Origin of the sequence: Pseudomonas oryziphila (assembly GCF_003940825.1) — a bacterium.
Lineage (GTDB): Bacteria > Pseudomonadota > Gammaproteobacteria > Pseudomonadales > Pseudomonadaceae > Aquipseudomonas > Aquipseudomonas sichuanensis.
This window is the reverse complement of the sequence record NZ_CP034338.1, coordinates 4,702,669-4,725,086: the sequence shown is the minus strand read 5'-3', so window position 1 is coordinate 4,725,086 and position 22,418 is coordinate 4,702,669. Positions and strand designations below refer to the sequence as shown.

At 65.2% G+C, this 22,418-nt stretch carries 20 protein-coding genes; 9 read left to right on the top strand and 11 right to left on the bottom strand.

The window, feature by feature from the left end:
• Nucleotides 1-180 precede the first annotated feature (180 nt).
• The 3 genes from EJA05_RS22165 to plsB all read right to left on the bottom strand — a co-directional run bounded on the left by EJA05_RS22165 (nucleotide 181) and on the right by plsB (nucleotide 3,992).
• The gene (locus EJA05_RS22165) at nucleotides 181-867 is read right to left on the bottom strand and encodes a DUF4197 domain-containing protein (protein ID WP_125465235.1); all 687 of its coding nucleotides are present in this window, start codon (nucleotides 865-867) and stop codon (nucleotides 181-183) included.
• Nucleotides 868-901: 34 nt separating this feature from the next.
• Nucleotides 902-1,300 (bottom strand): YbaY family lipoprotein, encoded by a 399-nt coding sequence (locus tag EJA05_RS22160; protein WP_110992445.1) that lies wholly within the window; start codon nucleotides 1,298-1,300, stop codon nucleotides 902-904.
• A gap of 202 nt (nucleotides 1,301-1,502) precedes the next feature.
• Nucleotides 1,503-3,992, bottom strand: a complete 2,490-nt coding sequence (gene plsB, locus EJA05_RS22155) for a glycerol-3-phosphate 1-O-acyltransferase PlsB (protein WP_125859934.1) — start codon at nucleotides 3,990-3,992, stop codon at nucleotides 1,503-1,505.
• A gap of 230 nt (nucleotides 3,993-4,222) precedes the next feature.
• Here plsB and EJA05_RS22150 point away from each other — a divergent pair, with 230 nt between their 5' ends.
• Nucleotides 4,223-4,432: a cold-shock protein gene (locus EJA05_RS22150; RefSeq protein ID WP_110992443.1), complete on the top strand. Its 210-nt coding sequence runs from the start codon at nucleotides 4,223-4,225 to the stop codon at nucleotides 4,430-4,432.
• A 98-nt stretch (nucleotides 4,433-4,530) separates the two neighbouring features.
• Here EJA05_RS22150 and EJA05_RS22145 read toward each other — a convergent pair whose 3' ends face one another.
• Genes EJA05_RS22145 through dapE form a run of 3 tightly spaced genes read right to left on the bottom strand, consistent with a single transcriptional unit; the run spans nucleotide 4,531 to nucleotide 6,891 of the window.
• Entirely contained in the window at nucleotides 4,531-4,908 is a 378-nt protein-coding gene (locus tag EJA05_RS22145; RefSeq protein WP_125465232.1) for a hypothetical protein, read from the bottom strand.
• A gap of 19 nt (nucleotides 4,909-4,927) precedes the next feature.
• Entirely contained in the window at nucleotides 4,928-5,740 is an 813-nt protein-coding gene (locus EJA05_RS22140) for a putative RNA methyltransferase (protein WP_125859932.1), read from the bottom strand.
• Nucleotides 5,740-6,891 (bottom strand): succinyl-diaminopimelate desuccinylase, encoded by a 1,152-nt coding sequence (dapE, locus tag EJA05_RS22135; protein ID WP_125859930.1) that lies wholly within the window; start codon nucleotides 6,889-6,891, stop codon nucleotides 5,740-5,742. Before dapE ends, EJA05_RS22140 begins: the two co-directional genes overlap by 1 nt.
• A 229-nt stretch (nucleotides 6,892-7,120) precedes the next feature.
• Here dapE and EJA05_RS22130 point away from each other — a divergent pair, with 229 nt between their 5' ends.
• From EJA05_RS22130 to EJA05_RS22105, 6 genes are all read left to right on the top strand, one after another.
• The gene (locus EJA05_RS22130; RefSeq protein ID WP_125859928.1) at nucleotides 7,121-7,774 is read left to right on the top strand and encodes a DUF1120 domain-containing protein; all 654 of its coding nucleotides are present in this window, start codon (nucleotides 7,121-7,123) and stop codon (nucleotides 7,772-7,774) included.
• Nucleotides 7,775-7,844: 70 nt separating this feature from the next.
• The gene (locus EJA05_RS22125; protein ID WP_125859926.1) at nucleotides 7,845-8,492 is read left to right on the top strand and encodes a DUF1120 domain-containing protein; all 648 of its coding nucleotides are present in this window, start codon (nucleotides 7,845-7,847) and stop codon (nucleotides 8,490-8,492) included.
• 113 nt (nucleotides 8,493-8,605) lie between these two features.
• Nucleotides 8,606-9,334, top strand: a complete 729-nt coding sequence (locus EJA05_RS22120) for a fimbria/pilus chaperone family protein (protein WP_223811868.1) — start codon at nucleotides 8,606-8,608, stop codon at nucleotides 9,332-9,334.
• Nucleotides 9,335-9,389: 55 nt separating this feature from the next.
• A complete protein-coding gene (locus EJA05_RS22115) occupies nucleotides 9,390-11,723 on the top strand; it encodes a fimbria/pilus outer membrane usher protein (RefSeq protein WP_223811867.1) in 2,334 nt (777 codons plus the stop codon).
• 11 nt (nucleotides 11,724-11,734) lie between these two features.
• Nucleotides 11,735-12,865, top strand: coding sequence for a DUF1120 domain-containing protein (locus tag EJA05_RS22110; protein WP_190306017.1), 1,131 nt, complete (start codon nucleotides 11,735-11,737; stop codon nucleotides 12,863-12,865).
• Nucleotides 12,866-12,893: 28 nt separating this feature from the next.
• Nucleotides 12,894-13,538, top strand: a complete 645-nt coding sequence (locus tag EJA05_RS22105) for a DUF1120 domain-containing protein (RefSeq protein ID WP_125859922.1) — start codon at nucleotides 12,894-12,896, stop codon at nucleotides 13,536-13,538.
• A gap of 42 nt (nucleotides 13,539-13,580) precedes the next feature.
• On the opposite strand, the gene EJA05_RS22100 is transcribed toward EJA05_RS22105, so the two are convergent.
• The gene (locus EJA05_RS22100) at nucleotides 13,581-16,178 is read right to left on the bottom strand and encodes a glycosyltransferase (RefSeq protein WP_125859920.1); all 2,598 of its coding nucleotides are present in this window, start codon (nucleotides 16,176-16,178) and stop codon (nucleotides 13,581-13,583) included.
• 254 nt (nucleotides 16,179-16,432) lie between these two features.
• Here EJA05_RS22100 and tcdA point away from each other — a divergent pair, with 254 nt between their 5' ends.
• Entirely contained in the window at nucleotides 16,433-17,242 is an 810-nt protein-coding gene (gene tcdA / locus EJA05_RS22095; RefSeq protein ID WP_125859918.1) for a tRNA cyclic N6-threonylcarbamoyladenosine(37) synthase TcdA, read from the top strand.
• Between the two features lie 110 nt (nucleotides 17,243-17,352).
• Here tcdA and EJA05_RS22090 read toward each other — a convergent pair whose 3' ends face one another.
• From EJA05_RS22090 to EJA05_RS22075, 4 genes are all read right to left on the bottom strand, one after another.
• On the bottom strand, nucleotides 17,353-17,763 hold the full coding sequence (locus EJA05_RS22090) for a SufE family protein (RefSeq protein WP_125859916.1): 411 nt from the start codon (nucleotides 17,761-17,763) through the stop codon (nucleotides 17,353-17,355).
• Entirely contained in the window at nucleotides 17,760-18,965 is a 1,206-nt protein-coding gene (locus tag EJA05_RS22085) for an aminotransferase class V-fold PLP-dependent enzyme (protein WP_125859914.1), read from the bottom strand. The genes EJA05_RS22090 and EJA05_RS22085 overlap by 4 nt, the downstream gene beginning before the upstream one ends.
• A gap of 78 nt (nucleotides 18,966-19,043) precedes the next feature.
• Nucleotides 19,044-20,078 carry a 2,3,4,5-tetrahydropyridine-2,6-dicarboxylate N-succinyltransferase gene (gene dapD, locus EJA05_RS22080; RefSeq protein ID WP_125465222.1) on the bottom strand — a complete coding sequence of 345 codons (1,035 nt, stop codon included), beginning with the start codon at nucleotides 20,076-20,078 and terminating at the stop codon, nucleotides 19,044-19,046.
• Between the two features lie 31 nt (nucleotides 20,079-20,109).
• Nucleotides 20,110-20,457 carry an ArsC family reductase gene (locus tag EJA05_RS22075; RefSeq protein ID WP_125465221.1) on the bottom strand — a complete coding sequence of 116 codons (348 nt, stop codon included), beginning with the start codon at nucleotides 20,455-20,457 and terminating at the stop codon, nucleotides 20,110-20,112.
• 280 nt (nucleotides 20,458-20,737) lie between these two features.
• On the opposite strand from EJA05_RS22075, the gene EJA05_RS22070 reads away from it, so the two are divergent.
• Nucleotides 20,738-22,384, top strand: a complete 1,647-nt coding sequence (locus EJA05_RS22070) for a Na+/H+ antiporter (protein WP_125859912.1) — start codon at nucleotides 20,738-20,740, stop codon at nucleotides 22,382-22,384.
• Nucleotides 22,385-22,418: the final 34 nt, after the last annotated feature.

The following is a 22,418-nucleotide window of genomic DNA, read 5'->3' as shown; positions in this document are numbered from 1 at the left end:
GCTGTGATAGCGCGGCCCTGTGGGAGCGGCTTTAGCCGCGAAGCAGACGACGCGGTGAATGGCACCGGCTATGCCGGTGTTTGCGGTTAAAGCCGCTCCCACAGGTGAGTGTGACCCCTGTAGGAGCGGCCTTGTGCCGCGAACGGGCTGCGCAGCAGCCCTGAGGATTTCAGATCAGAATCACAGCGCGCCGAACACCTTCTTGGCCAGGCTGGTAGCAGCCCCGGCCGGGTTCTGGCGAATGCTTTCTTCCTGTTTGCCGATCATTTCGAACAGACCGTCCAGCGCCTTCTCGGTCACGTAGTTCTCGATGTTGGCGTCATCCTTGATCAGCCCCAGGCCCTTGGCCTGCCCGGCGAAGCTGTTGTACTGCTGGGCCAGGCCGACCTTGTCGGTGGCCTGCTTGACGATCGGCAGGAACTTGGCGCGGATCTGCTCGCGGCTGCTCTTGTTCAGGTACTGGGTAGCCGAGTCCTGACCACCGCTGAGGATGCCCTTGGCATCGGTCACGGTCATCTTCTTCACCGCATCCACGAGGATCGCCTGGGCCTGCGGCACGGCCGCCTCGGCAGCCTTGTTCATGCCGGCTTCCAGGGCTTCCACCTGATCACCCTTGCCGAACATCTTCATGGCCTTGGCGGCCTTGCCGAGGTTGCCTGGCAGCTCGATGCGCACGTCGGGGTTGTTGCTGAAGCCGCCTGGGGTGCTCAGTTGCTTGACAGCGATCTGCGTGCCTTGGGTGAGGGCGTCCTTCAGGCCGCCGCTGGCGTCACTTTGCGACAGGTCGCCCAGCGACAGGGCCATGGCACTGGCCGACAGCAGCACGCCGGCACACAGGGTGGTGAAGCGCAGGGAGGTGCGGATCATGGATATTTCCTTATGGGCAATGTGGGGCGGGGGCTCAGCGGACCGGGTCGACCTTGATCCGCACCGGCTGCTGGTCGCTGCCGTCGAGCATCACGCCGTGGTGTTCGGTGTTGATGAACAGCAGCTTGCCGTCCAGTTCGATGCGCGCACTCACCGCGTAGCGGTGGCCGGGCTTGATCTGGGCCGGGTCGTAGGTCAGGTGGAAGGGCAGCGGCACGTTGCCTTTGACCGGGCCATTCTGGCTGGCCAGGGTGACCGCCGGTGCGTCCATCAGCGACACGTCCTGCAGGGCCACGTTCAGGGTGGCGGCGGGCGGCAGGGCGATGCGCTGCAGGTAGAAAACTTCGCCATCGAGGCTGGCGTGGTTCGACGGGGTGTTGCTGGAGCACGCTGCAAGCAGGGTGGCGCAGCACAGGGTGAAGAGCTTTTTCATGGTATCTCCGGTGTACATGGCGCTGGCTTGTGGCCAACACCGGGGACTTTAGCGGATTTTTGCCTGGCATGCGGCTTTCGGTATGGGGCCGCTGTGCGCCCCATCGCCGGCAAGCCGGCTCCCACAGGGGAGCGATGACTCCTGTGGGAGCCGGCTTGCCGGCGATGGGCTGCGAAGCGGCCCCGGGCGCACCAAGGCCAGTTCACTCGGAGGGCGCAGGCTCCGGTGTTTCATCGCGGTGCAGCGCCACCTGGCGAATCGACAAACGCAACTCCGCCGACAGCACACGCTTGGCCACGCCTTCGGCCAGTTCGGCCAGTTTGTCGTGGTAACCCAGCTTGCCGTTGCTGTCGGGGCGTAGCACCCCTTCGCGCACCAAGGTCTGGATAAAGTGGCGGAACAGGGTCTTGTCGAAGAACTCCGGGGCGTTGAGCCCATGCAGGATCGACAGGCGCTGGGCCATCATCACGCAAAGCTCCTCCAGTTCTTCGGCAGTCAGCGTGTGCTGCCCGCTGTTGAGCAGCAACGAGGTGGCCATGTAGAAGCGCTGCAGGGTCTGAGTGATGGTGCGCGCCAGCAGCGTCAGCAGCACGAACTGCCGCGAGCTGGGGGCCGGGCGCAGGTACACGCCGTTCTCGAAGCGCAGCAGGCCTTGCTCGACCAGCGCCGCCAGCCACTGGTCGATGACCTCGTCCAGTTGCTCGGGCGCCCAACGCAGGAACAGCTCGGCCTGCAGGTACGGGTACAACGCCTTCACGTACTGCCCAACCAGCTCGCGGCTCATGCGCGAGCTGCTGAGGAAGAAGCTCGCCAGCAGCGCTGGCAGGGCGAAGATGTGCAGGACGTTGTTGCGGTAGTAGGTCATCAGCACCGCGTTGGCTTCGTCCAGATACAGGATGCGGCCCAGCGCGTCCTTCTGCTCGGCCAGCAGGTCCATGCCCAGCACATGCTTGATCAGCGCATTGCCGTCGCCCTCGGGCAAGGTGGTGTGGGGCGAGTAGGGCACCTGGCGCAGTAAGGCCAGGTACAGGTCGAGCACACGGGTCAGGGCGCGCTCATCGAGGGCCATGCGGCTGGTCGACAGCAGCGCCAGGGCTACAAGGTTGACCGGGTTGACCGCCGCCGCTTCGTTGAGGTGTCGGGCCACGGTTTCGCCCAGGCGCGTGGTGGTGTCGTTGAGCCAGTCCGGGCGGAACTGCGGGGCCAGTGACTGCTCGCGCCAACCGGGCTGCTGCTGGTCGAGGAAACCGGCCAGGCGGATCGGTTCGCCGAAGTTGACGTACACCTGGCCAAAGCGCTGCCTGAGGGCACCGAAGACCTTGAAGATGTCGAAGATCGACTCTTTCTTTTTGCTCGCGCCACGCAGTTCACCCAGGTAGGTGCGGCCTTCCAGCACCCGCTCATAGCCGATGTACACCGGCACGAACACGATCGGCGTACGCGACGAGCGCAGGAAACTGCGCAGGGTGATCGCCAGCATGCCGGTGCGTGGCTGCAGCATACGGCCGGTGCGCGAACGCCCGCCCTCGACGAAATACTCCACCGGGAAACCCTTGGTGAACAGGGTGTGCAGGTATTCGTTGAATACCGCGGTGTACAGCGGGTTGCCCTTGAAGGTGCGGCGCATGAAGAAGGCACCGCCGCGGCGCAGCAGGCCGCCGATCACCGGCATGTTGAGGTTGATGCCGGCGGCGATGTGCGGTGGTGTCAGGCCATTGCGGAACAGCAGGTAGGACAGCAGCAGGTAGTCGATGTGGCTGCGGTGGCAGGGCACGTAGATCACTTCGTGGCCCGGGGCGATGCCCTGCACCTGCTCGATATGGTTGACCTTGATGCCGTCGTAGATCTTGTTCCAGAACCAGCTGAGCACCACTTCGAGGAAGCGGATCGCGGTGTAGGTGTAGTCCGAGGCGATTTCGTTGCCGTAGTGCAGTGCCTTGGCCTCTGCCTTGGCGTAGGGGATCTTCTCGCGCTCGGCTTCGTCGCTGATGGCCTGGCGCACCAGTGGGTCGTGCACCAGGCCCTTGACCAGGTTGCGACGGTGCGAGATGTCCGGGCCGATCACCGCGGTCTTGAGATTGCGAAAGTGCACGCGCATCAGCCGTTGGGCCATGCGTACGGTGCGCTCATGGCCTTTGTTGTGGCCCACCAGCTCGCGCAGGTGGATAGGCGCGGAGAACTGCACCCGGGTCTTGCGCCCCAGAATGAGGATGCTCAGCAGCCGGCGCAGGCGCCCGGTGACCGCCCAGCTATCGGCGAACAGCAGTTTCCAGGGGCTCGACTCGCTGGACGGGGTCTGGCCCCAGAACACGCTGACCGGGATGATCTGCGCGTCCTCCTCGGCATGCTGGCTGATCGCCGCGACCAGGCGCTCCAGGGTCGGTGGCGCGCCACGTTTGTCGTGGCGGCCGAGCCAGTCCGGGTCGGGGGTCAGGTAGAAGAACCCGGCAGGCTCCTGCAGCGGGCCGACCGCCACCGGCAAGACCGGGCGTGGCAGCCCCGCTTTGGTGCATTCGTGGTCGATCACGGCCAGGTCGGTCAGCGAGGGCGAGGGCAGGGCGTAGAACACCGGGCGGCTGCGGTCGAGCTTGAGGGTCAGCGAAGACTGGTTGATGGTCTCGGAGCGCACCCATAGGTACAGCACGCGGCGCAGGGCGCCGAAGATCAGGCGGCGCAGGGGGGAACGGGTCATGGGGTAGGTGCCCTGGGTGAGATGTTTCGGTGTTTTTCAGGACGTTAGTCTGCCGTATCTGCGTAAGTTCAGCAAAAATCGGCAAAAATCAGGGCTGTAATGAATTTTTTTTGTTCCCTGTCATATACTCGGCCTGCCGCTTGCTTACTATTTGAGCAAGCTGCGACGGCAGGGGCGGTGAGCCCATGCCAGCAAGGCGATCTTCAAAATAAAAATCCGGAGTAGTGCAGATGTCGTCTCGTGAGACTGGGAATGTGAAGTGGTTCAACGATGCCAAAGGTTATGGCTTCATTCAGCGCGACGGTGGTGCGGATGTGTTCGTCCACTATCGGGCTATCCGCGGTGAGGGGCATCGCACCCTGGTCGAAGGGCAGCAGGTGGAGTACGCACTCGTGCAGGGCCAGAAAGGCCTGCAGGCTGAAGACGTCGTCGGTCTCTGACCGCCGCCGCAAGCGGTAAGCTTCAAGCTGCAAGCTGTCCGTGGAGCTTGCAGCCTGATGCGATCGAACTAGAAGCTTGCAACTCGTAGCTTGCAGCTTCAGTGTGTGCGCCAGGTGATTTCCTCTTCACCGTCGGCGCTGATGCGGATCCAGCGATCGGCATCTTCTTCCCCTTGTTCCTCTGTCCAGCTACCTGGTGCACAACGTACTTCGACGTTGAGCGCGGCGAATGCCGCGTGGGCGCAGGCGATGTCATCGGCCCATGGGGTCTGGTCGCTTTCCAGCAGCAGGCTGTTCCATTTCCCCACAGCCTTCGGTAACCAGGTGACCGGAATGTTACCGGCCATGCACTTGAAGGTCTGGCCTTTCTGCTTCCATTCGCTGCACGGGCCCAAGGCCTCGGCCAGCCAGGCGGCGATCTGCTTGTGATCGACGTCGGCGTCCTTCAGGTAAATCTCGATATCGGGTTGGCGCATAAGGGGCTCCGGGGTGTGCTCAGGCTTGGCGCACGAAATAGTCATAACGCATGGAAACCGTGACCTCGAACGGCTCGGGCTGGTCGATCACCTTGGCGCGTTTCTCGGCGCTGGCGCGCCAGCCGTGCGGGGTCATGGCCAGCAGGTCGGCGCGGGCCTGGGGCTCGGCCAGGCTCAGGCGGAATTCGAGCACTTCACCGTGGGCGTGGGCCATGCCCTCGGGGACCAGGGCCAGGTGCTTGTCATCGGCGTAGGGGCGCACTTCATCGTAGAGCACCTCGCGCAGTTCCATCAGGTGGCCGCTGGTCGGGCCGACCCGCATCAGGCCGCCGCCGGGGGCCAGCAGGCGCCGAGCCTCGTCCCAGTCGAGCGGGCTGAACACGCTGGCGATGAAGCCGCAGCTGGCGTCCTGCAGGGGCACGCGGGCCATGCTGGCGACCATCCAGGTGACTTGCGGGGCACGCCGGCAGGCACGCTTGACCGCCTCGCGGGAGATGTCCAGGGCGTAACCCTCGGCCTGTGGCAGCGCCTCGGCCAGCAGGGCGGTGTAGTAACCCTCGCCGCAGCCGATGTCCAGCCAGGTGCCTGGCTGGCGCTCGGCGGCCAGTTGCGCCAGGCGGCGGGCCACCGGTGCATAGTGGCCGGCGTCGAGGAAGCCGCGGCGGGCTTCGACCATGGCCTGGTTGTCGCCGGGGTCGCGACTGTTCTTGTGCTGCACCGGCAGCAGGTTCAGGTAGCCCTGGCGGGCACGGTCGAAACGGTGGCCGGCGGGGCAGGCCACGCCGTTGTCGAGCCGCGCCAGGGGCGCCTGGCAGAGTGGGCAGGCGAGCATCAGGCGAGCAACCGCACCAGGGTCTGGTAGTAGATCTCGGTCAGCAGCTCGAGGTCGCTGGCCAGGATGCGCTCGTCCACCTGGTGAATGGTGGCGTTGACCGGGCCGAGCTCGACCACCTGGGTGCCCATGGTGGCGATGAAGCGGCCATCGGAGGTGCCACCGCTGGTGGACGGCTGGGTTTCGCGGCCGGTGACCGTCTTGATGCTCGAAGCGACCGCGTCGAGCAGCTCGCCCGGCTCGGTGAGGAACGGCAGGCCCGACAGCGCCCAGTCGATCGACCACTCCAGCTGATGCTTGTCGAGGATCGCCGCGACGCGCTGTTGCAGGCCTTCGACGGTCGACTCGGTGGAGAAACGGAAGTTGAACAGCGCGGTCAGTTCGCCCGGCACCACGTTGGTGGCACCGGTGCCCGAGTTGAGGTTGGAGATCTGGAAGCTGGTCGGCGGGAAGAACGCGTTGCCCTCGTCCCAGTGCTCGGCCGCCAGTTCCGCCAGGGCCGGTGCGGCCAGGTGGATCGGATTGCGCGCCAGGTGCGGGTAGGCCACGTGGCCTTGCTTGCCGCGGATGGTCAGCTTGGCGCCGAGGGAGCCACGGCGGCCGTTCTTGACCACATCGCCGAGCAGGGTGGTGCTCGACGGTTCGCCGACGATGCACCAGTCCAGGCGCTCGTTGCGCGCCTTGAGCAGCTCGACCACGGCCTTGGTGCCGTGGTGCGCCGGGCCTTCTTCGTCGCTGGTGATCAGGAAGGCGACCTTGCCACGGTGGTTCGGGTAGTCCTGCACGAAGCGTTCGCTGGCCACCACCATCGAGGCCAGGCTGCCTTTCATGTCGGCGGCGCCACGGCCGCAGAGCATGCCGTCGGCATCGATCAGCGCCTCGAACGGCTCATGCTGCCATTGCTGCACCGGGCCGGTAGGCACTACGTCGGTGTGGCCGGCGAAGCACAGCACCGGGCCGTCCTGGGTACCGTGGGTGGCCCAGAAATTGTCGACGTCCTCGAAGCGCATGGGCTCGAGCATGAAGCCAACGGCGCCCAGGCGGTTCATCATTTGCGCCTGGCAGTCGGCGTCGACCGGGGTGACCGAGGGGCGGCGGATCAGGTCGCAGGCCAGTTGCAGGGTAGGCGAAAGCTCGGCGGGGGCCGTCATGGGGGAACTCCGAAGGCAAGGCAAGGCGGGCATTGAGGGGCGATAGTCTAAAGCAAAAAGCGTCGGATCTGTGGGACGGCTGGGAACCGGAGCTTGGGAAAAGATGACGCTCCGGCAGGAGATTTCTCAAAGTCGCTGGGAAATTGCCAGTGATGTGGCCAAGAGCCGGGTCCCTACCATGGGCCCTGCATCAAACATCTTCCCTTGACCCGCTTGATCGGACTACACAATGAACAAATACGCTCCTCTGCTTGCTCTGTGCGCAACCCTGCTCGGCAGTACTTCTGCCCTGGCGGCTTCCTCCACCGATGTCAGCGTTACCGGCATGATCACTCCGGCAGCCTGTACCCCTTCGCTGAGCGGTGCGGGCAGCTTCGATTTCGGCAAGATCTCCGCGCAGGACCTCAACCAGGACAAGATCACCAGCTTCAAGTCCGAGTTCCAGCGTCTGACCGTCGCCTGCAGTGCACCTACTCGCTTCGCGATTGATGGCGTTGATAACCGTTCCGGTACGGCGCATGTTGCGAACAGTTCGTATTTTGGCCTGGGGTTGAACGGTACCGAGAAGATCGGCGGCTTCATGATGGGTCTGCAGGCCGCCGGGATCACGGCTGATGGCAATACCGACGTTCAGCGCATGATCTCGGTCAACGGCGGTGCAAGCTGGATTCCCCGCAGCGACCAGGTCAGCTACCTGATCAACCGTGACATCGCTCGAGTGTTGCTGGGCTTTGGGCGGCAAGGCGCTACCGAGCCTGCGCCAATCGGTACGCTGGCGGCTGACCTGCAGGTCACGATGAACATCGTCAAGGGCAGCGACCTCACCCTGACCGACGACATCAACATCGATGGCGCCGCCAGCATCGAGGTGACCTACCTGTGACCTCTGGGCAGACGAGGAGCGATCCTCGTCTGCCTCTGACCGTCTGCCGCAGCTCAGGGAAAGCGTCCACATGAAACCCACTTACTTGCTGCTGGTGCTCTGCGCTGCCATGGCACCGACCTCGTTCGCCCAGTCCTCGGCAGTGATCAATGTCACCGGCCTGATCACCCCGGCTGCCTGCGTGCCTTCACTCAGCGGCGATGGCAGCTTCGAATACGGCAAGATCGGCTCGATCGAACTGCACCCGGTACACCGTACGCAGTTCGTGTCGGCTCGTCAGCGCTTGTCGATCACCTGCCTGGCACCTACCCGCTTCGCCTTGCGCGGTATCGACGGGCGCGCAGGCTCGGCGCAGTGGCCTGTGCATGATCGGCATTTCGGCGTGGGCCTGCATGGCACGCAGAAAGTGGGTACCTACTTCGTGTTGTTCAAGTCCGAGGGGCTCACGCTAGATGGCAGCACCCAGGTCGCCAGGTTGAGAAGTGCCGACAACGGCGCCAGCTGGCAACTGGTGCCTACCGCGGACAGCCCGTTGCCCAACGATGGTGGCGCCGGTTTGATCGGCTTTGCCACGGTCGGGAGCCTGGAGCCGTCGGCGGCCCGCTCGCTGAACGCACTGATCGAAGTGGACATGCATCTGGCGCCAGGTGAGTCGCTGACACTGACCGACGAGGTGCCCATCGACGGTGCAGCCACCCTCGAGGTGGCCTACCTGTAAGGCCCTGGCAGTCCCTGAGCCGCAGCAAGACGGCAGGGCGAGGGCCCTTTTTTTCACCCCCCCCTATTTCACCCGGTTGCCCACGGGCGGCCGGGTCACGCCTGGAGTTAGCCGTGCCATTCATCCCGCGTTGTCTGTCCCACCCGCTGTTGGTCAGTCTGCTGGCCGTATCCGCGTCCTTGCCTGCCTGGGCGGACGGCATGATCCCCGAAACCTCTGTGGTCATCGTCAAGGAAGAAGACGGCGAAGCCTCCATCAAGGTGCGTAACAGCGACAGCAGCACGGCGTTGCTGCACGTCACCTTGCAGGATCTGCCCGAAGACACCGAGCCCTTGCTGTTTCTGTCGCAGCCGGTGTGGCGAGTGGATGCCGGCAAGGAGCAACTGGTGCGTTTCATCCTGCGTGGCGACAAGCCGCTGGTCACTCAGCGCCTGAAACGGGTGATCTTCGAAGGCATCCCGCAGTCAGCCGATGCCAAGGCGCAGGGCGTGGCCAAAGTCGGTGTCAGCCTGCGCCAGAACCTGCCGGTGATCATCCATCCCAAGGGGCTGGCGCTGAACCGCACGCCGTGGGTCGAGCTGCAGTGGCGCCTGGTCGACGGCAAGCTAAGCGTGCACAACGGCTCGCCCTACGTGGTACGTCTGGCCCAGGAGCTGCGTTTGCTGCCCAGCGGCCAGGCGGCCCGCCTGGGGCGCAGCTACGTACTGCCAGGCGACACACTGGACGTCGAAACCGATGGTGCCTTGCAAGGTGCACCGGTGACGGTTCGCTCGTTCCCGGCGACGGTCTACGGTTTTGCGGTGGATGCCCATGAAGCCGCTGTGCAGGCCGGTGGTGCCTGAGATGGGGCGGCCAATTGCCTGGCTTGGGCTGATGGTTTTCGTGGCGGGCGAAACGATGGCTGCCGAGCCTGTGGCGTTCGATGCCGAAGTGCTGCGGCTGCGCGGCATCGACCCGGCGCTGGCGGCCTATCTGGGTGAGACGGCGCGCTTCACTCCGGGCAGCCATCGGATCAGCCTGAGCGTTAACGACAAGCCCCGCGGGCGGGTCGAGGCGCGGTTTTCCAGCGATGGGCAACTGTGTTTCGATCAGCGTCTGCTGGATGCCGCAGGACTGCTGTCGCCCGCAGGCGAGGGTGTAGACCCTGACGCCTGTCAGAACTTTCTTGGCCAGTACCGCCAGGCGCAGGTCAACCTGGATCCACAGGCCGCGCGGGCCAGCTTGGTGGTGCCAACCCAGGCCCTGCGTCCGGTCGAGACGCGTCAGGACCTGTCGGCCTACCACACCGGCGGCATGGCCGGCATTTTCAACTACGAGCTTTCGGGCCTGCGTAACCGCTTCGAAGGGCGTAACAGCGATTACTGGTCGGCCAGCACCGAACTGGGTTTCAACGCCGGCGACTGGGTGGTGCGCAGTCACCAGATTCACACCGCCGTGGATGGCATGCGCCGTAGCGAGTTCCTCGATGCCTATGCTCAGCGCACCTTCGCCGAACTGGGCACGGTGTTCCAGGCCGGGCAGATCAACCTGGTCAACCCGGTGCTGGCCGGTGCACGGGTCGATGGCCTGCAACTGAGCACCGAGCAGGCTCTGGACGGCCCCACGCGGCGGGCTGCCATCGAAGGCATCGCACAGAGCCAGGCACGGGTCGAGGTACGTCAGGCAGGCGCGCTGATCTACTCGACCGTGGTGCCCGCCGGCCCCTTCGCGTTGGGCGATCTGCCGCACCTGGACCGTCTCACCGACCTTGAAGTGACGGTGATCGAAGCCGATGGCATGCAGCGCAGCTTCACGGTGCCGGCGGCCATGGTGGCCTTGGACATACCTGCCCCGGGTTTCAACCTGGGCCTGGGGCGTGTGCGGGAAAACGCCGATGTCGCCGCCGACCCTTGGGTGCTCAGCGCAGGCTGGACCCAGGGCCTGAGCCCGGTCACCACCCTGAGCAGCGGCGTGCTGATGGCCAGCGAATACGAGGCGGCAGGCCTGGGTGTGGGCCTGCAGCCTTGGTTGGGCTCGCAGGTGCAGTGGATGGTCCAGGCGGCCAGAGCACATGAGTCGGACTCGCGGGGGCTGCAGAGCCAGGTATCGTTTTCCCAGCAACTGACCCCGCAGTGGGCCATCAATGGTGCTTATACCCAGCAGACTCAAGGCTACCGTGACCTGCTGGACAGCTTTGCCCGTGACGACGATGCCTTCGTAGCGAGCCGCTTCAAGCACCAGTACAGCTTCGGCGTATCCTGGGCCCAGCCCTGGGTCGGCAGCCTCAGCGGCGGTTTTTCCCGGGCTGCGCTGCATGACGGCAGTGAATCCAGCCGCGCCTATGCCTCCTGGGGGCGGCGTTTCGCAGAGGTGTCGTTGTCGGCCAGCATGGAATGGAACCTGGGGGGCAGCAGCAACCTGGGCAATGCCGCCTACGTCAGTGTGAGCATGCCGTTGGGGCGTGAACGACGCTTGCGCGCTTCGCTGCGCGAGAGCGGTGGCGACAGCCGTCTGGGCCTGTCGATGCAGGAACGGGTCAGTGACACCCTGAGCTACCGCCTGGGCGCCGAGCGTGACAGCCGCGACCGGCTGGTGGACCTGAATGCCGGCCTGTCGGCCTTGCCACGCTACACCCAGGTGGACGTCAACTACGCCGGCTACGGCAAGGGCAACCGCAGTATCGGCCTGGGCATGCGCGGCGGTGTGGCGATGCACGGCGAAGGCATCACTTTCTCGCCCTACGCGGTGCAGGACACCTTTGCCCTGGTGTCGGTGGGCCAGTTGTCCGGGGTGAAGCTCGATACGCCGGCCGGGCCGACGTGGACCGACGGCGATGGCCAGGCGTTGGTGGCGCAACTGACCCCCTATGGCAGCAGCACCGTGGAAGTGCAGCCACGTTCGTTGCCGCGCAACGTCGACCTGGACAACGCTGTCGAGTTGGTCCAGGCCGGGCGCGGCGCAGTGCCACGCATCGATTTTCGCGTGACCAGCACGCGCCGGGCACTGCTGCAGGCCCGCGATCAGGCCGGCGAGCCCTTGCCGGGCGGGGCGATGGTCACCGATGGCGAGGGGCAGTTCGTCACGCTGGTACAGGAGGGCGGGCTGGTGTTTGTCCATGGCCTGCAGGAGGCCCGACGGCTTTGGGTCAACCCGGTCGATGGCCCTGCGTGCGAACTGCAGTTCAGCTTGGCGCAGCAAGCGGATCTGGACGCCTATTTCGAATCCACCACGGCCCTGTGCCGCATCCCTTGATGGAGCCAGCCATGCGCTCGTTTCGCTGTTTCATCCCGGCATTGCTCGCCGCTGCCGGCCTGTTACCAACGGTCGGCCAGGCCGATGATTGCCAGGTAAGCCTCAGCCAGCCCCAGGCGGATTTCGGCCGCTTCAACCGCACCACCCTCATCAAGCATGCGCAAGAGCTCGAATTGGGCACGCGCAGTGTTGGCCTGACGGTGACCTGCGCACAGGCTCAGGACTTGTCGCTGTTCTTCCGTGCTGCGCAGCACAACGGTACAAGATTCGCCCTCGGCGACCAGGGCAGTTTCGCCGTGCGTCTGGACCAGGCGCTGCTCGATGGCGCCCACGTGGAAGTGGGGCGGTTCAGCGCGCCCGGGCAGGCGCCGCAGGCCAGTGGCAGGGCGCTGGACTGGCTGCCGCAAACCTGGCTGGCGCCCCTGCGTGCCGGGCAGGCCTTGCCAGGGCGGGTGTTCAGCGCCCGCCTGGAGGTGAAGGGCTGGGGCTTGCCGGCGATGCTGGGCCTGACCGATGCGCTGTCGCTGCGCGCTGCAGGCCAGGTTGAAGCCGCTGGCGGCAAGGGCCACCTGGATGTAATGGCGGCCATCGCACCCATAGCCTGTACCCCGCAACTGGGCAATGGCGGGGTGGTGGATTTTGGCCGTATTCCTGCCCGGCAACTGCTGCAGGAGGCCGGCAGCCGCTGGCAGCGCAGCGTATCGCTGAGCGTGCATTGCGATGCGCCAACCCGTTTTGCCTTGAGTGCCCGTGACAACCGGTCAGCCAGCGTGCGGCACTTCCCGGGGCTGGTCGACCCCACGCTGCTGTTCGGTGTGGGCCGGACCCGTGCGGGGCAGGCGCTGGGTGCCTATGCGGTGTCGTTCGACAGTGTGCTGGCTGACGGGGCTTCGGTATCGGCGCTGCAGGCCCCGTTCGGCGCGCTGCAATGGCTTTCGCCCAGTGGCCCGGCCTACCTGGCACCTGATCGCCGCCTGCTCGGCTTCGCCCAAGGCAACGCCCGCCAGGCAGGCCCCACGGCGATGAGCCAACTCAACGCCAGCCTCGCGGTGGAGCTGTTCCTGCCGGCGGCCGGCGCCCTGAGCCTGAACGAGGAGGCACCCATCGATGGTGCCGCGACCCTTGAAATCATCTATCTCTAGGCACCACGACTCATAGGAAGCGAACACCATGAAACCCCAAGCCCTGACGATGCTGGCCCTGCTGATCGCACCCTGGGCTCATGCCCAATCGACCATCGAGCTGAACGTGCGCGGCAGTGTGACTCCCGCCTCTTGTACGCCGGCACTGACCAGCGGCGGGGTGGTGGATTTCGGCCGGATCTCGGTGCAGGACTTGAGCAAGACCCAGCGCACGATGCTCAAGCCCCGCCCCATCGGCCTGAGCATCAGCTGCGACGCGGCCACCCGCTTTGCCCTGCGCATGCGCGACAACCGCGACGGCAGCGCCCTGGTGAACAGTGGCATCTATTACGGCCTGGGGCTGGATAAGCGCGGCAACCGCATCGGCTTGTACGAGGTGCAGTTCGACCCCAGGCGCATCCAGGCCGATGCGCTGACCCAGGTGTATATCACCGACTCCACTACCGGCGGGCGCGGTTGGCATGCGGCCGACCTGCAGGTGGACCGGATCGGCAGCAACGACTTGCTGCTGGGGTTCAGCGACACCCTCGGCAGCACTGCCGGGCCGGTGCCGATCCGCGATCTCACCGCGACCTTGATGGTGCAGGTGGTGGTGGCGCCGACCGAATCGCTGGATACCAGCGACGATATCGCCTTTGACGGTGAGGGGACGATGGAGGTGGTGTACCTGTAAGCGCTGGCGCCGATACCGCGCAACGGTATCGGCGCCTCAGGCTCAGGCCTGGCCGGCGGTGGCCGGTTCGCTGGCCTCGGCGGGCTTGGGCAGCGAAGACAGGAAGGCCATGATCAGCGCCGCCAGATACGGCAGCGATTGCACCAGCAGCATGGCCACCCAGAAGCGCATGTCCGAGCTCGGCAGGCCCTGCACCAGGTAGATGCCGCCGGCTGCGCCCCACAGCAGGAGCATGATGAACAGTTCTTCCCGCGCTTCCGAGATGGCCACCAGCAGGCCATGGCTGTCGGCGTTCTTAGGCGTGCGGAAGAACGGCATGCTGCTGGTGAAGAAGCCGTACAGCACCGCCTTGGCGATGGTGTGCGACAGCGCCAGGCCCGCCAGGGCGGCTGCGAAGGCATCCTTGAGGTTCACCCCCACCGCACGGCGGTAGAGGAACACGATCTTGCCGACCTTGAAGAAGAACAGCGCCAGCGGCGGGATGGCGAACATCATCAGTGGCGGGTCGACCCGGTGCGGCACGATGATCATCGCCGCCGACCATAGCAGCGCGCCGACGGTGAAGAAGATGTTCATGCCATCGGCGATCCACGGCAGCCACCCGGCCAGGAAGTGATAGCGCTGGCCGCGGGTCAGTTCGCTGTCCTTGCCGCGCAGCAGGGCGCTGGCATGGTGCTTGATGATCTGGATGGCGCCGTAGGCCCAGCGGAAACGCTGCTTCTTGAAGTCGATGAAGGTATCGGGCATCAGGCCCTTGCCATAGCTGTTGTGGGCGTAGGCGGCCGACAGGCCCTTCTCGAACACCCGCAGGCCCAGTTCGGCATCCTCGCAGATGCACCATTCGGCCCAGCCCAGCTCTTCGAGCACCGAGCGCCGGGTCATGGTCATGGTGCCGTGCTGGATGATCGCGTCACGGTCGTTGCGGGTGACCATGCCGATGTGGAAGAAGCCCTTGTACTCGCTGTAGCACAGCTTCTTGAAGGCGCTTTCATGCTGGTCGCGGTAGTCCTGGGGCGACTGCACCACGGCGATCTTCGGGTCGGCGAAGTGCGGCACCATGTGCTTGAGCCAGTTGCGATCGACGCAGTAGTCCGAGTCGATCACTGCGATCACCTCGGCGTCCTTGGCGGTGTGCGGGATCAGGTAGTTGAGCGCGCCGCCCTTGAAGCCGGCCAGGGGCGCGACGTGGAAGAACTTGAAGCGCTCGCCCAGCTTTTCACAATGGGCCTTGAGCGGCTCCCACACGGCCGGGTCCTTGGTGTTGTTGTCGATCACCAGCACTTCGTAGTCGGGGTAGTCCAGCGCGGCGAGGGCGTCGAGGGTCTGTTTGACCATCTCGGGCGGCTCGTTGTAGCACGGCACATGCACCGACACTTTCGGGCGATAGGCGCTGTCGGCGTGCACCGGCAGGAATTCGCGCCTGCGCTTGTGCGTCCACACGGCTTCGGCCAGTTCATGGGCCTCGGTCAGCAGCACGATGAACACACCCAGCGCACCCAGTGCCAGCAGCACGCCCACGGTCATGCTGAACCAGGTGCTGTACTGCTGGCTGTAGTCGTAGGCGATCCACACCAGCACCGACCCGCACAGGAAGGTAATGAACGTGAGGAAGGTACGGCCGCGCTGGCGCAGCGCCGAGCCGTCGATGAACAGCACCATCAGGGCGATCATGGCCAGTACCACCGAGGCCACGGCCAGGGCGCGCCATTGCGGGATGGCGACGATCGGGCCTTCGAAGTTGAACTTCTGCTGGCGCTCGGCGTTGAACACGCCCCAGTACGCACCCACCGAGCCTTCGTCGCTGGCTTTCCACGGCTGGTCGTAGGCTTCGATGACGAAGTAGTTGTAGCCGCGGCGGTTGAGGGTATTGACCAGGGTGCGCAGGTAGATGGCCTGGTCGGCCTGGGTGGCGTCGGCGCCGCCGCGCATGCGGCCATTGCTCGGCCAGCCGACCTCCGAGAGCAGCAGCGGCTTGCGCGGGAACTGCTTGCGCAGCTCACGGGCGCGGTCGAGGACGAACTGCACCGAGTCCTTCATCGGCACGAACTCCCAGTAGGGCAGGATGTGCGCGGCGATCAGGTCGACATGCTTGGCAAGTTCGGGGTGTTCCTTCCAGATGTGCCACTGCTCGCTGGTGGTCACCGGCACTTTCACCGCCTTGCGCACGCGGTCGAGGTAGGCGATCAGTTCCTCGGGGGTGACCTCTTCGCGGAACAGCGCTTCGTTGCCCACCACCACCCGCACGACGCTGCGGGAGGTGTTGGCAATGCCGATGGCTTTTTCGATCTCGCGCTCGTTGCGCTCCAGGTCCTTGCTGATCCAGATGCCCAGGGTAACCCGCAGCCCCAGTTCCTCGGCCAGCCGCGGCACCTCGGCCTGGGTCCCTTCGACGGTATAGATGCGGATGTTGTCGGTCAGCTTGTTCAGCTGTTCCAGATCCTGGCGAATCTCGTCCTCGGTCGGGTACTGGCCCTTTTGCGGACTTTCACCGAGGCGGAACGGCGAATAGGAAAAGCCGGAGATCTGCTCCGGCCAGGCAGGGGCGGACACCGGGCGGTTGATGAGCGCCCAGAACCCGGTGAACAGCGCGGCGATGGCCAGGACCACCACCAGGTTGAGGCCGAATTTGCGTGATGACATAAGGGGTCGAGGTTCCGAAGCTGAGGGCGGGGCGGTGTCTCCGGTGCGTCGGTCCTACGCTTACCGAAGAAGGCAATCCGTTGGATTTTCAACAGAGGATGAAGTTCTGCGGCCGCCTGTTTGTCGTCCAGATCTTTTTGTCTGATAGGACATTAAAGCAGGCTTGGTAGGACACTTGCCAACGGCAGCCCTTAATCCAGGCGCTTGGCTTATACTGCGCGCCGATTTTCGAGGTATTGGCCTGGGGTACGAACATGAGCACAGAAGATCCACGCTTTGCCGGCGTCGCCCGGCTGTACGGCGATGACGGGCTGCAACGCCTGCGCCAGGCCCATGTGGCCATCGTCGGCATCGGCGGGGTGGGCTCGTGGGCGGCCGAGGCCCTGGCACGCAGCGGCGTGGGTGAGATCAGCCTGTTCGACCTCGACGATGTCTGCGTCAGCAACACCAACCGCCAGGCCCATGCCCTGGACGGCCAGGTGGGGCGGTCCAAGGTCGAGGTGATGGCCGAACGCCTGCGGGCGATCAACCCGGCCTGCACGGTGCATGCGGTGGCCGACTTCGTCACCCGCGAGACCATGGCCGAGTACATCACCGAACAGATGGATTGCGTGATCGACTGCATCGACAGCGTGATGGCCAAGGCCGCGCTGATTGCCTGGTGCAAGCGGCGCAAGATCGCCATCATCACCACAGGTGGCGCGGGAGGGCAGATCGACCCGACGCGCATCCAGGTTGGCGACCTGAACAAGACCTTCAACGACCCGCTGGCTTCGCGGGTGCGCTCGACCCTGCGCCGGGACTACAACTTCTCGCGCAATACCAGCCGCAATTACCAGGTGCCCTGCGTGTTCTCCAGCGAACAGCTGCGCTACCCCAAGGGCGACGGCAGCGTGTGCCTGCAGAAGAGCTTCGTCGGTGAGGGCGTACGCTTGGATTGTTCGGGCGGTTTTGGCGCGGTGATGATGGTGACCGCGACGTTCGGCATGGTGGCGGCGAGCAAGGCGGTGGAGAAGCTGGTTGCCGGCGCGCGGCGGCCGGCGGAGCGGGTCAAGGCAGAATAGGCGGCGTTTGCTTCTTCGCGGGTAAACCCGCTCCCACAGGTGCGTGCGTGCCGCAAAGCCGGCGCAAAACCTGTGGGAGCGGGTTTACCTGCGAAGAAGGCGCCACCGATTCACCGGTTGGAGGCGAGCTCAGCCATCCGCTGCAACACCGCATGCAACCCATTGCTGCGCGATGGCGACAGCTGGCGCTCCAGCCCCAGTTGGCTGAACCAGCCGCCCAGAGCCACTTTGGCCAATTCATCACTGGCCAGCCCCTGTACCCTGACCAGCAACAGCGCCAGCAAACCGCGTAACAGCCGCGCATCGCTGCTGGCCTTGAACCGCCACTGGCCGTCCTCCTGCAGGGCCACCAGCCACACCAGGCTCTCGCACCCATGCACCCGGTTGGCCTCGGTTTTCTCACTGTCGTCCAGCGCCTCCAGCCGATCCCCCCACTGCATCAGCAGCCTTGCCCGCTGCTCCCAGCCGCGCGCCTGCTCGAAACTCTCCAGCGCCTGGCTGGCTTCTGGCGACAGGCTCATCGCAGCAGCCCCAGGCCTTGGTCCAGCGCGTCGAAGAAGCGCTGCAGGTCATCGCTGTCGTTGTACAGCCCCAGCGATACGCGGATCGCTCCCTCCAGCCCCATGCCCTTGAGCAACGGCATGGCGCAATGATGCCCGGCACGCACGGCAATGCCCTGTTCGGTCAGCAGGTGGGCGATGTCGGCGTTGTGCACACCTTCGATGATGAAGCTGGCCAGCGCTGCCTGTGGTGAACCCAGCAGGCGAATACCTTCGCGATCCCCCAGGCCCCGCAGCAGTTGCTGGTGCAGACCGGCTTCATGGCGGGCGACGGCCTCGCCATCGAGGCTGGCCAGGTAATCCAGGGTAGCCCCCAGGGCGATCACACTGGCGATGGGCGGCGTACCGGCCTCGAAGCCCAGCGGCGCGGGGCGGAAACTGGCGCTCTGGTACTCGGCCAGTTGCACCATTTCGCCACCGAACTGCCAGTGGCGCAGCAGCGCCAGGGCCTGGTGGCGGCCATACAGCACGCCGACACCGTCGGGGCCGTACAGTTTGTGGCTGGAGAACACGTAGAAGTCGCAGCCCAGTTGCTGCACATCGTGGCGGCCATGCACCACGCCCTGGGCGCCATCGACCACGGTCAGCGCGCCCTGAGCCTGGGCGTGCGCCAGCAGCGGGGCCAGGGGTTGCCAGGTGCCGAGCACGTTGGACAGTTGGCTGATGGCGAGCAGGCGAGTCCGTGGGCCGATCAACTGCAGGGCCTGGTCCAGATCGACATGGCCGTGTTCATTCACCGGCAACACCACCAGGCGCAGTTGACGACGTTGCGCCAGCTGCTGCCAGGGCAGCAGGTTGGCGTGGTGTTCCAGGGCGCTGACGGCAATCTCGTCGCCGGCCTCGAAGCGGTGCTCCAGGCCATAGGCCAGCAGGTTCAGGGCTGAAGTGGCGCCATGGGTGAAGACGATCTGCCGTGAGTCGGCGGCATTGAGCCAGGCGCAGGCTTTGTCACGGCTGGCTTCGAAGGCTTGGGTGGCAAGGGCGCCCGGCAGGTGCTGGGCACGGTGCACGTTGGCCGCGCCATGGCCGTAATAGTGGCTCAGGGCGTCGAGCAGGGCCTGCGGCTTCTGCGTGGTGGCGGCGCTGTCCAGGTAGGTCTGGTGCTGGCGTTGCAGGGCGGCAATGGCGGGGAAGTCGGCACGCCAGGGGGAGGGCTGGAACATGTTCGCGGGGCCTGGAATGAAAAATCGGGGCGGGCCTTGCGGCCAGCCCCGATCTTATCACTTCGAACTCGCAGGTTCTCAGTTGTGGGCGTGCAGCGCCTCGTTCAGCTCGATGGCCGATTTGTGGGTTTTGCACTCCACTGCGCCGTTGAGCGAATTGCGGCGGAACAGCAGGTCGGTCTGGCCGGCCAGGTCACGGGCCTTGACCACCTTGACCAGCTGGTTGTTCTCGTCCAGCAGGTTCACCTTGGTACCGGCGGTGATGTACAGGCCGGCTTCCACGGTGTTGCGATCACCCAGCGGGATGCCGATACCGGCGTTGGCGCCGATCAGGCAGCCTTCGCCGACCTTGATGACGATGTTGCCGCCACCGGACAAGGTGCCCATGGTCGAGCAGCCGCCGCCCAGGTCCGAGCCCTTGCCGACGAATACGCCAGCGGAGACGCGGCCTTCGATCATGCCCGGGCCTTCGGTGCCGGCGTTAAAGTTGACGAAGCCTTCGTGCATGATGGTGGTGGCTTCGCCGATGTAGGCGCCCAGGCGCACACGGGCGGCATCGGCGATGCGCACGCCGGCCGGCACGACGTAGTCGGTCATCTTCGGGAACTTGTCCACCGAGAACACTTCCAGCAGTTCGCCCTTCAGGCGCGCTTCCAGTTGCAGCTCGGCCAGCTCGGCCAGATCGACCGCGCCCTGGTTGGTCCAGGCCACGTTCGGCAGCAGCGGGAAGATGCCGGCCAGCGAGACACCGTGTGGCTTGACCAGGCGGTGCGACAGCAGGTGCAGCTTGAGGTACGCCTCTGGGGTGGACGCCAGGGCACCGTCTTCGGCCAGCACGGTGGCGACCAGCGGCTTGTGGCTCTCGGCCAGGCGGGTCAGCAGGGCGGCCTGGGCGGCATCGACGCCTTTCAGGGCCTCGGCCAGTTGCGCGGCCTGGGCGTTGCTGAAGGCGATGGCCTGGTTGCCACCTTCATAGCCAAGGATCGGCGCGATGGCGGCGACCAGCTCGGCGGATGGGTTGAGCAAAGGCTGCGCGTAGAAGACTTCCAGCCAGGCGCCCTGGCGGTTCTGGGTGCCGACACCGAAGGCCAGGCTGAACAGGGTATTGGACATGTGATTACCTCGTGCGAAATAGGGTAGGGGCTCAGGCCAGGGCAGCGGCGTACAGGTCGGGCTTGAAGCCGACCAGGGTACGCGCGCCAAGGTCCAGCACCGGGCGTTTGATCATCGACGGCTGTGCCAGCATCAGCTCGACGGCCTTGGCCTGGTCGAGGTCTGCCTTGCTGGCGTCGTCCAGCTTGCGGAAGGTGGTGCCGGCACGGTTGAGGATGACTTCCCAGCCGTGCTCGTCGCACCAGCGGTTCAAGCTGTCACGGTCGATGCCTTGGGTTTTGTAATCGTGGAATTCGTAGGCGATGGCCTTGTCTTCGAGCCAGGTACGCGCCTTTTTCATGGTGTCGCAGGCTTTGATGCCGTAGAGAGTGTAAGCCATTGAATGCCTGGGGCTGCCGGGCCTGGCCGGGCGTCCCCGATGCTCCTTGAAGACTGGGTGGGGGCGATTATGCGGTATCAAGGATGCTGGCGCCACGGCTGCGGGCCAGATGGCACGGCTTGAGGTGTGTCATTCGCGTGCGGGTAGCATTGTGTTACATATTCTTGGCCTGGCTGCGACTATTGTGGAGCGGTCCAGCATAGCCGGTCGCCGCTAACATATTGTTTCAATGGCGATGTTTCGCCCCGCTGTCGTTTTTCGATTAACAGGAAGCTTGCCGATGCAGTCAGCCTATACCGTCCTAATCCTGCTGATGCTGGTGAGCCTGTCGAAACTGGTGGGGCGCGTGGTGCCGCTGCCGTTGCCGTTGGTGCAGATCGGCGCAGGTGCCTTGCTGGCCTGGCCCACCCTGGGCCTGCACGTGGCGCTGGACCCGGAACTGTTCCTGTTCCTGTTCTTGCCGCCGCTGCTGTTCGCCGATGGCTGGCGCATGCCCAAGCGCGAACTGTGGCGCATCCGCGGGCCGGTGGTGGCGCTGGCGGTGGGGCTGGTGTTGTTCACCGTGGTCGGCGCCGGTTACTTCATCCACTGGTTGCTGCCGAGTATCCCGTTGGCCGTTGCCTTCGCCCTGGCGGCGGTGTTGTCGCCCACCGATGCCGTGGCGGTCTCGGCCATCGCCCAGGACCGTTTGCCCACGCCGCTGATGCACATGCTCCAGGGCGAGGCGCTGATGAACGACGCCTCGGGTCTGGTGACTTTCAAGTTTGCCCTGGTCGCGGCCATCACCGGGGTGTTCTCCCTGACCGAAGCCAGCCTTACCTTCGTCCTTGTCGCCCTTGGCGGCCTGGCGGTGGGGGTGGTTCTGAGCTGGCTGGTGGGGCGTCTGCGCATGTGGATGATCACCCGCGGCTGGGACGACCCGGCCACCCACGTGGTGTTCATGTTGCTGTTGCCGTTCGCCGCCTATGTGCTGGCCGAGCGCCTTGGGGTGTCGGGCATTCTTTCGGCGGTGGCCGCCGGCATGATGCAGAGCTGGCTCGACCTGCTGCCACGCCAGACCAGCACGCGCCTGCTCAATCGCAGTGTCTGGTCGTTGCTCGAATTCGCCTTCAATGGCCTGATCTTCCTGCTGCTGGGCCTGCAATTGCCGGACATCATCAAGGCGGTGGTCAGCCACGAGCCGACCGTCTGGCCGGCGTTGGCCTGGCGCTGTCTGGACGTGCTGGCGATTTTCGCCGCGCTTGTGTTGCTGCGCTTCGTCTGGGTGCAGAGCATCTGGCGTGCCATCGGCGTGGTGCGGCGCTGGCGCGGCAGGCCGGCGCTGGTGCTGATGCCGACCGCGCGGTCGTGCTGGCTGTTGACCTTGGGTGGGGTACGCGGGGCGGTGACCCTGGCCGGCGTGATGTCGATTCCGTTGCTGATCGGCGCCGGCCAGGCCTTCCCTGAGCGTGACCTGCTGATCTTCATTGCCGCCGGGGTGATCCTGTTGTCGCTGGTCAGTGCCGTGATTGCCTTGCCCATCCTGCTGCGCGGCGTTACTCGGAGCCCGGATGAGCGGCTGCATCAAGAGGTGCAGGAAGCCTGGAGACGCACCGCCGAGGCGGCGATCCATGCCCTGGAGGCCGAAGAAGTGATCGACGCCAGCGCCCCACAGGATGCGACGCAGGCGACCCTGGCTACCGAACTCAAGGCACGGCTTATGGCCGAATATCGGGATGAACTCGACAGTTACAACGACAGCGCCGAGGCCCGTGCCCTGGCCGAGCAGATGGATCTGCTGGAGCGTCGTTTACGGTTGCGTGCGCTGCGGGCGCAGCGGCTGGAGTTGTACAACCTGCATCGCCAGCACCTGGTGGGGGATGAAGTGGTGCGCCAGGTGCTCGGCGAGCTTGATCTGAGCGAGGCCAATCTTGGCCAGGTCAGGTAACGCAACGCTTTGCGTGACGCTTCTGGCGCGGATC